Source organism: Streptomyces atratus, from assembly GCF_014648655.1.
Lineage (GTDB): Bacteria > Actinomycetota > Actinomycetes > Streptomycetales > Streptomycetaceae > Streptomyces > Streptomyces atratus.
In genome coordinates this window covers 1-10,252 of record NZ_BMRN01000100.1, presented here as the reverse complement: position 1 = coordinate 10,252, position 10,252 = coordinate 1, and the positions used below count along the sequence as shown (strand labels likewise).

2 protein-coding genes are annotated in these 10,252 nt (G+C 73.1%); both read left to right on the top strand.

The window, feature by feature from the left end:
- Window positions 1-18: 18 nt before the first annotated feature.
- Window positions 19-8,397 carry a type I polyketide synthase gene (locus tag IEZ15_RS42525; RefSeq protein ID WP_189282300.1) on the top strand — a complete coding sequence of 2,793 codons (8,379 nt, stop codon included), beginning with the start codon at window positions 19-21 and terminating at the stop codon, window positions 8,395-8,397.
- Window positions 8,398-8,440: 43 nt separating this feature from the next.
- On the top strand, window positions 8,441-10,252 hold a 1,812-nt coding region (locus tag IEZ15_RS42520), incomplete at its 3' end, for a type I polyketide synthase (protein WP_373302765.1).

The window sequence follows — 10,252 nt, the reverse complement described above, 5'->3', positions numbered from 1 at the left end:
CGGGGTGTGTCGGTGTTCGTGGAGATCGGGCCTGATGGTGTGCTGAGCGGGATGGCGCAGCAGTCGGTGGTTTCGGAGTCGGCGGTGTTTGTTCCGTTGTTGCGGAAGAACCGTGACGAGGCGTCCACGGCTGTCACCGCGCTCGGCCGGCTCCATGTCACGGGAGTCACGGTCGACTGGGCCCGGTTCTTCGAGGGTTCGGGTGCCCGCCGGGTCGGTCTGCCGACCTACGCCTTCCAGCGGGAGAGGTACTGGATGACTGCCGAGCTGGATGGCGCCGACCACGGGTCGCTGGGCCTGTCAGATGCAGATCACCCGCTGCTCGGTGCCGCGGTGGCACTCCCGGGGGCGGACGGTGGCCTGCTGCTCACCGGCCGGTTGTCCGTCGACACACAGCCGTGGCTCGCCGATCACCGCATGGGGAGTTCGATCCTCTTTCCGGGCACAGGCCTGGTGGAGCTGGTGTTGTGTGCCGGCGCCCAGGTCGGTTGCGACGTGCTCGACGAGCTCACCCTGCACGCCCCCCTGGTGCTGCCGCCCCGCGGTGGCGTCCAGGTGCGCGTACGCATGGGGCTGGACGATGCGGCCGGTGCCAGGAGCGTCGCCGTGTACTCCCGCGACGAGGACGACGACGCGGCCGACAGCCCCTGGACCCTGCACGCCGAAGGTCTCCTGGTCACCGATGCGACCGTGCCGTCCTTCGATGCCACGGTCTGGCCTCCGGAAGCCGCCACCGCGCTGGAGCTGGACGGCGTCTACGACCGGCTTCTCGCCCAGGGCTACGGCTACGGGCCCGTCTTCCAAGGGCTCACGGCAGCCTGGCGCCGGGGCGACGAAACCTTCGCCGAAGTGGCCCTGCCGGAAGCGACGGGAACGGAGGCCGAACGCTACGGTCTGCACCCCGCATTGCTGGATTCCGCGCTGCACGCCTCGCTGGTCGGCGACGGCGACGCACCCGAAGGCACCGAAGCCGACCCGGAGACGGCGTTGCTCCCCTTCGTCTGGAAGGGCGTTCGCCTTCACGCATCCGGGGCGGCCCGACTCCGGGTGAGGATCGCGCCGTCCGGCACCGACAGCATCACCGTCACCGGTGCGGACCAGACGGGACGACCGGTCTTCTCCGTGGGCTCCCTCGTCACCCGCCCGGTCGCGGTCAAGCGCGCCGCCGGGGGGCAGGGCGGCGCTCTGTACTCCGTGGAGTGGGCCCCGCTGCCCACCACGACCGTTGCTCCTGCCCCCGCCACCGTGGACTGGGAGGACCGCAACGGCGGCGCCGGAACGGGCGCCGCGGTTCTGGTGTGGGAGTGCCCGCCCCCCGCCGCTGATGTGGTGCTCGACGCGCACACCATGACCGGCCGCGCGCTCGGAGTCGTACAGGAGTGGCTGGCGGACAACCGGTTCGCGACAAGCCGGCTGCTCGTCGTGACCCGTGGCGCTGTCGCCCTGCCCGGCGAGACGGTGGCGCATCCGGCCGCGGCGGCCGTCGCGGGCCTCGTGCGGTCCGCGCAGGCCGAGAACCCGGACCGGATCCTGCTCGTCGACACGGACGGCACCCTGGACATCGCCACGCTCCTGGCCTCCGACGAGCCCGAGGCAGCTGTCCGGCAGGGTGCGGCATGGGCCCCCAGACTGACCCGCGTACGCACAGCGCCTGACGCCGTGGAGCGGACCGGCGACGCCCTCGACGACGTCGCCGCCGATCAGGTCACCGAAGCAGGTGGGCGTGCGACCGGAATCGATGCGCAGCCGTCCGCCCGCTTCGGCGGTGCGGACGCGACGGTGCTGCTCTCCGGCGGCACGGGCACTCTCGGGGTGCTCGTCGCCCGCCACCTCGTCACCGCCCACGGCGTCCGACGGCTGGTGCTGACCAGCCGTCGGGGACCGGACTCACCGGGCGCCGCCGACCTGTGCGCGGAGCTGACCGGTCTCGGCGCCGAGGTCACCGTCGTGGCCTGTGACCTTGCCGACCGCGACGCCGCACGTGCCCTGCTGGCGCTGCACCCGCCGACCGCCGTCGTCCACTGTGCGGGCGTGCTGGATGACGCCACCATCGGCTCGCTCACTCCCGGTCGCCTGACCGACGTCCTGCGCCCGAAGGTCGACGCGGCGTGGAACCTCCACGCGTTGACGGCTCACCTCGACCTCACCGCTTTCGTGCTCTTCTCGTCCGTCGCCGGGGTGCTCGGCAACGCCGGCCAGGCCAACTACGCCGCCGGTAACGCCTTCCTGGACGCACTCGCCGCCCTGCGCAGCGCACAGGATCTCCCCGCGCAGTCGCTCGCCTGGGGTCTGTGGGCCGACGAGGACGGCATGGCGAGCGGTCTCGACGACACGGATCTGCGCCGTATGAGCCGCTCCGGTGTCGAACCCCTCAGCGCCGCTCAGGGACTGGCCCTGCTCGACGCGGCCGTATCCCTGACCGCGGCACCGCATCTGCTGCCGGTCCGCCTCGACATCAAGGCGCTGCGCGCCGCGGAGCCGCTGCCGCCGCTCTTCTCCGGCCTCGTACGCCGCAGGCCCCGCGCCTCGGCCGCCGCTGCGACAGCGATCCCGGATGTCCAGGCCGCTCTGGCCGCCCTGGCCCCGAAAGAACGCCTGCGTACCCTCCTCGACCTGGTGCGGGCCCAGGTCGCGTCCGTACTCGGACACGGATCGGCCGGGGACGTCGAGCCCGACCGTGCCTTCACCGAGATCGGGTTCGACTCCCTGACCGCGATGGAGCTGCGCAACCAGTTGACGTCCGTCACCGGCGTCCGCCTGCCGTCCACCCTCGTCTTCGACCACCCCAACGCCCGCGCGGTGGCTGATCACCTGGACACCCTGCTCGTGGGTGAGCGGACCGCAGCCACCGCCGTACCCGCAAGTGCGGACACGGTGTCCGGCGAGGACGACCCGGTCGTCATCGTCTCGATGGCCTGCCGCTACCCCGGAGGCGTCCGCACCCCCGAGGACCTGTGGCAGCTCGTCCACGACGGAGTCGATGCCATCACGGAGTTCCCCCGGAACCGGGGCTGGGACCTGGAGGGACTGTACGACCCCGAATCGGCCCGGACCGGCACCTGCTACGTACGGCACGGCGGATTCCTTCACGACGCGGCGGAGTTCGACCCCGGATTCTTCGGCATCAGCCCCAACGACGCGCTGACGACCGACCCGCAGCACCGCTTGCTGCTGGAGGTCGCCTGGGAGGCGCTGGAGCGGGCGGCGATCGACCCGCTGTCACTCAAGGGCACCGCGACCGGTGTCTTCACCGGGACGATGTACCACGACTACGCGGGCAACAGTGCCGCCGGCTCCCTGGGCCCCGGCCGCGTCTCCTACACCTTCGGGCTCGAAGGGCCCTCGCTGGCGGTGGACACCGCGTGCTCGTCGTCCCTGGTGGCCCTGCACCTGGCTGCTCAGGCCGTGCGGTCCGGAGAGTGCGGGCTCGCCCTCGTCGGCGGGGTGACCGTGATGTCCACGCCGGAGACCTTCATCGAATTCGCGCGGCAGCGCGGGCTCTCCCGCGACGGCCGGTGCCGCTCGTTCTCCGCCGCCGCCGACGGTGCCGCGTGGTCCGAAGGTGCCGGAATGCTCGTCGTCGAGCGGCTGTCGGACGCCCGCCGGCACGGTCACCCGGTATTGGCGGTGGTGCGGGGGAGTGCCGTCAACCAGGACGGCGCGAGCAACGGACTCATGGCGCCCAACGGCCCCTCCCAGCAGCGCGTCATCCGCCAGGCACTCACGAACGCCGGCCTCACCACCGCCGACGTCGACGCCGTCGAGGCGCACGGCACCGGCACCACCCTCGGCGACCCCATCGAGGCGCAGGCGCTGCTGGCCACCTACGGACAGGGACGCGCCGAGGGCAGGCCGCTCCACCTCGGATCGATCAAATCGAACATCGGCCACGCCCAGGCCGCCGCCGGTATCGCCGGTGTGATCAAGACGGTCGAGGCGATGCGGCACGGCATCCTGCCCAGGTCGCTGCACCTCGACGCACCGTCACCCCAGGTCGACTGGGAGGCGGGAGAGGTCGCCCTGCTGACCCGTGCCCGGCCCTGGCCCGAGCTCGACCGGCCCCGCCGGGCCGGGGTGTCGTCGTTCGGTATCAGCGGCACCAATGCCCACGTGATCATCGAAGCGCCGCCGGCGACGCACGACGCCACCGACGGCCCCCGGTTCACCCCCGACGCCGCTGAAGGATCCCGCCGCACGCCCGACGTCACCGACACGAGGTCCGCCACCACGATCGACGTGCCGGAGCCCGGCACCACGCCCGTGCCCTGGCTCCTGTCGGCCCGCGACCCGGAAGGCATCGCCCGGCAGGCGGCCCGCCTGCTGACCCACCTCGATGCCCGGCCCGACGCGCGCGCTCTGGACATCGCCTACTCGCTGGCGACCTCCCGTACGGCTCTGGAGCAGCGCGCCGCCCTGGTCGTCAGCGACCGGACCCAGGCGCTCCGCGACCTGGCGGTCCTGGCGGACGGCGGCTCCACCCCCGACACGGTCCGCACCGGCGACGGCGAATCCGGCAGGCCCGGCGGACTCACCGCGTTCCTCTTCTCCGGACAGGGCGCACAGCGGGCCGGGATGGGCGGGCAACTCCACCGCGCCTACCCCGTCTTCGCCCAGGCATTCGACGACGCCGTGGCCGCGCTCGACCGTCACCTGGACCGGCCGCTCGCCGACGTCGTGCGGAATGACGAAGCCGCCCTGAACCGCACCGCCTACACCCAGGCCGGACTGTTCGCCTTCGAGGTCGCGTTGTTCAGGCTCCTGGAGTCCTGGGGCATTCACCCCGACCTGCTCGCCGGGCACTCCGTCGGGGAACTGGTCGCCGCGCACGTATCGGGCGCCCTCCCGCTCCCGGACGCCGCCCGGCTGGTTGCCGAACGCGGCCTGCTGATGCAGGCATTGCCCGAGGGCGGTGCCATGGTGGCGCTGCGGGCGAGCGAGGACGAGGTGATCCCGCTGCTCACCGCGGAGGTGGCCGTCGCCGCGGTCAACGGGCCCGAATCCGTTGTCGTGTCCGGGGCGGCCGACGCCGTGCAGGCCGTCGCGGACCACTTCACCGCGCTGGGTCGTACCGCGAAGCGCCTGCGGGTGTCGCACGCCTTCCACTCACCCCTCATGGAGCCGATGCTGGCGGAGTTCGCCCGGGTGGCCGCAGAGATCGAGGTCGCCGAACCCTCGATACCGATCGTCTCCACCCTGACCGGACGGGCCGTCACGGCCGCCGAACTCGCCGACCCCGCCCACTGGGTCCGGCACGTCCGTGAAGCCGTCCGGTTCGCCGACGGGATACGGGCGCTCGACGAGGCGGGCGTCACCACCTACCTCGAAGTCGGCCCCGACGCCGTGCTCTCCGCGCTCGGCCCGGCCTGCCTCCCCGACACGGCGGCCGGTGCCTTCCTGCCGCTCGCCCGCCGTGACCGCGACGAGGCACGCGAACTCGTCCGGGCCGTCGCTCTCGCCCACTCCCGTCATGTGCCGGTCGGCTGGGCGGAGTTCTTCGCCGGCAGCGGCGCGAACCGGATCGATCTGCCGACCTACGCCTTCCGCCGCGAGACGTTCTGGGCCCTCCCCGAACGCACCGGTGCCGATCTGGCCGCGGCCGGGCTCGGCGATGTGGACCACCCGCTGCTGAGCGCGCTCGTGACCCTCCCGGACACCGGCGGCGCCCTGCTCACCGGCCGACTGGAACGCTCCGTCCTGCCCTGGCTCGACGACCACGATCTGCTGGGCACAGTGGCCCTGCCCGCCTCCGCCTTCGTCGACCTGGCTTTGCGGGCGGGCATGGAGACCGGCTGCCCCCGCCTGGACCGGTTCCAGGTGGTGGCGCAGCTGCCCCTGCCCTCGGACGGAAGCGTCGCGCTGCGGGTCTCCGTCGGCTCTCCCACGCAGGACGGCCGCCGCACCGTCGCCATCCACTCCGGACCCGCCGACTCCGACGGGTCCGAGGGCACGGGCGACGGCGCACCGTGGATCCGCCACGCCGAGGGCGTCCTCGCCCAGCCCGCCGGCGAACCGGACGGATACGACCTCGCGGCCTGGCCGCCGCCGAACGCCGTCCCGGTGGACCCCGACGACGCCTACGACCGGCTGCTCGCGCTCGGCCACTGGTACGGACCCGCCTTCCGCACGCTCCGGGCCGTCTGGCGTCGCGGCGACGAACTGTTCGCAGAGGCCGCACTCGACGACGAGGCCGCCCGCGACCGGTGCGCCCTGCATCCGGCCCTGCTCGACGCCGCCGTCCAGCTGGCCCGGTTCGGCACCCTGCCCGACGGCTCCACGGAGGGCGCCGCACAGGCGGAGCCGGCCGACGGGCCGCTGACCCCCGCTGCCTGGACCGGCGTCCACGCCCACCGCGTCGGCGCCACGGCGCTGCGCATCCGCGTCGTCCGGCCCGCCGACGGAACCGCCCCGTCCTTCCACCTGGCCGACGAACACGGCCGACCCGTGCTCTCGGTCGAGGCCACCACCTGGCGGCCCGTCGCCCCGGACGAGCTGGCCGGCGGTGAGCCCCAGGGCGCGCTGTACCGGCTGGAGTGGACTCCCTCGCCCGTCGACATCGCCGCCCTCGGCGCGAGGACCGCGGTGCTCGCCGCCGCCGGGCCCGTCGACGACCCGCGCACCGGCCGCCCCTACCCCCTCCACGACCCCCGTGAGCCCGCTGCGGGCTCCGCACCCGGCTTCGTCCTGCTGCCGGTCCCGGCCGCGCCGGACGACGACGTGCTCAGCTCGATCCGTACGCACACCGCCCGCGTGCTGACCCTGGTACGGGAGTTCCTCGACCACGAGCCCGCCGACGGGGCGAAGCTGGTCGTCGTCACGCGCGACGCCGTCGCGACCGGGAACGGGGCGGTCGACGTCCGCCAGGCACCCTTGTGGGGCCTGGTCCGGGCCGCGCAGAGCGAGCACCCCGGACGGATCGTCCTCGCGGACCTGGACGGGTCCGAGGCCTCCGCAACCACACTGCCGGACGCCCTGACCTCAGGCGCCGAGGAACTCGCCATCCGCGGCGGCACAGTCCTGGTCCCCGGACTCGCCACGGTCGCGCCCGGCACCGGCGACTTCGCGCCGCCGGTCAAGGGCACGGTGCTGGTCACCGGGGGAACGAGCGGCGCGGGCGCCGTGACCGCCCGCCACCTCATCACCGCACACGGCATCACCCGGCTCCTGGTGACCGGGGCCCCGCGCCCCACCGAACCCTCCAGCCCCGACTCCGCCGCCGACATCGAACTCCTCGCCGCGGAACACGGTGTCGATCTCGTCCTCAGCGACTGCGACCCCGCCGACCGGGAGGCCCTTGGCGCACTGCTCGACACCCTCCCTGCTGACCGGCCGCTCACCGCGGTCGTCCACACGGGCAGCAGCACCGAGATGAACGCCCTGATCGGCGAGCGGACCGGGGACCTGCTCGACCGGGCCCTGCGCCACGCGGACGCCGCCTGGAATCTCCACGAACTCACCGCGGACCTCGGTCTGTCGGCCTTCGTGCTCCTCTCCTCGCCCCAGGGCCTGATCCACGGAGCCGGAGCGGCCCACACCGCCGCCGCACACACCTTCCTGGACGCCCTCGCCCACCACCGCCGCACCCTCGGGCTCTGTGCCACCACCCTCGCACTCGGCCCGGCGTCGGCACCCGCCGAAACCGAAGGCGAACAGGGGCGACGGATGGCCGGCCTGGGACTGCCACCCCTGCCCGACGACCGGAACATGCTCCTCCTGGACGACGCGCTGCGTACCGGCGAGGCCGCCCTGTTCGCACTCCACCTGGACCAGAAGGTGCTGCGCTCCCAGGCCGAGCAGGTGCCGCCGGTGCTCACCACCGTTGTACGGATCCCCGGGCGCACCAGGGCGCGTACCGGCACCGACACCGCCGCCGAACTGCGCCGACGCCTCTCCGGGCGTGGCGAGGACGAGCGCCGACGCATCCTGCTGGAGGTGGTCCGCTCCCACGTCGCCACCCTGCTCGGGCACCCGACGCCGGAAGCCGTCGAAGCCGACCGGGCCTTCCAGGACCTGGGATTCGACTCGCTGGCCGCCGTCGAACTCCGCCGCCGGCTCGGCAGCGCCACCGGCCTCACCCTCCCCGCGAGTCTCGTGTTCGACCACCCGGACTCCCGAGCGGTCGCCACCCACCTCACCGAGCTCCTCGGGGACGGATCCGCCGACGACGACGGAGCCAAGGCCCTGATGAGCATGCTCGACCAGCTCGACGCGACCCTCATCGCCGCCGCCCCCGACGCGGGGGACCGGCCGAAGATCACCTCCCGCCTCGAAGCGCTGCTGCGCCGTTGGCAGGACGCCCACGGTGACGACACGACACGGACCGAGGCCGAGGACGACCTCGACTCGGTCACCGACGACGAGCTGTTCGAGGTGCTGGACCAGGAGATCGGACTCCTCTAGCTCCCGCCCGGCACGGCTGATGCACGCCCCGAGATTGGTAGAGATACAGATGGCAACCCAGGACAAGCTTCGGGACTACCTCCAGCGCGCCACCGCCGACCTGCGGCAGGTGAAGCGACGGCTGCGCGAGGCCGAGGCGAGGGAGCACGAGCCCATCGCGATCATCGGCATGAGCTGCCGCTATCCCGGCGGAGTGACCTCGGCCGACGAGCTGTGGGACCTCGTGGCCACAGGCCGGGACGGCATCACGACCTTTCCCGTGAACCGCGGATGGGACGTGGACGGGCTCTACGACCCCGAACCCGCCACGCCAGGCAGGACGTACGCCCGCGAAGGCGGATTCCTCCACGACGCCGACCGGTTCGACGCCGACTTCTTCAAGATCAGTCCCAAGGACGCCCGCGAGACCGACCCCCAGCAGCGGCTCCTGCTGGAGACGTCGTGGGAGGCGCTGGAACACGCGGGCGTGGACCCGCACGCGCTCAAGGGCAGCCTCACCGGCGTGTTCGCCGGCGTCGTCTACCACGACTACGCCACGGACGGCGGCACCGGCGGCCTGGCCAGCGTCGCCTCCGGACGCATCTCCTACACCCTGGGCCTCCAGGGCCCGGCCGTCACTGTCGACACGGCGTGCTCGTCGTCCCTGGTCGCCCTCGACTGGGCGGTGAAGTCACTGCGTTCGGGCGAGTGCACCCTCGCCCTGGTCGGTGGTGTGACGGTCATGGCCACCCCCACCTCCTTCGTCGGCTTCAGCCAGGAACGCGGCCTCGCCCCCGACGGCCGGTGCAAGTCCTTCGCCGCCGCTGCCGACGGCACCGGGTGGGGCGAAGGCGTCGGCATGCTCGTCGTCGAACGCCTCGCCGACGCCCGGCGCAACGGACACCCCGTTCTCGCGGTCGTCCGGGGGAGTGCCGTCAACTCCGACGGCGCGTCCAACGGCCTCACCGCCCCCAACGGCCCCGCCCAGCAACGACTGATCCGTCAGGCACTCGCCGCGGCCCAGCTCACCGCCGACCAGGTCGACGCCGTCGAGGCACACGGCACGGGCACCACCCTCGGCGACCCGATCGAGGCGCAGGCCCTGCTCGCCACCTACGGCCAGGACCGGCCCGCCGACCAGCCGCTGTACCTGGGGTCGGTCAAGTCGAACATCGGGCACGCCCAGGCGGCCGCGGGCGTCGGCGGCATCATCAAGATGGTGCAGGCCATCCGGCACGGCATTCTGCCCCGCACCCTTCACGTGGACGAGCCCACCCCCGCCGTCGACTGGTCGACCGGAAACATCTCGCTGCTGACCGAACCACTGCCCTGGCCCGACCGCGGTCGGCCCCGTCGAGCGGCCGTCTCCGCGTTCGGGCTCAGCGGCACCAACGCCCACGTCATCATCGAGGAGGCGCCCGCCCACAAGGACGACGCCGCACCTGCCGCACCCGTCGCCGTGACCTCGCCGCTGACGCCGGTGCCGCTCTCCGCCAGGACCCCCCACGCCCTGCGCGACCAGGCCACCCGCCTGCTCGCCCACCTGAACACCCCCGAACTACAGGGGACTTCCGTCCGGGACCTCGGATACTCGCTCGCCACGACCCGCGCCGCCCTCGATCACCGGGCCGTCCTGCTGGCCGCCGGACGCGATGAACTCGTCCAGGGCCTCACCGCGCTCGCCGCCGGCGACGAGACGGACAGCCCGGTGCGCTCCTGCGCCGAGCCAGCCGGTCTGACGGCGTTTGTGTTCACGGGTCAGGGTGCGCAGCGGTTGGGTATGGGGCGTGGGTTGTATGAGGCGTTCCCGGTGTTCCGGGAGGCTTTTGACGGGGTGTTGGGGGAGTTGGACGGGCGGTTGGGGTGTTCGTTGCGT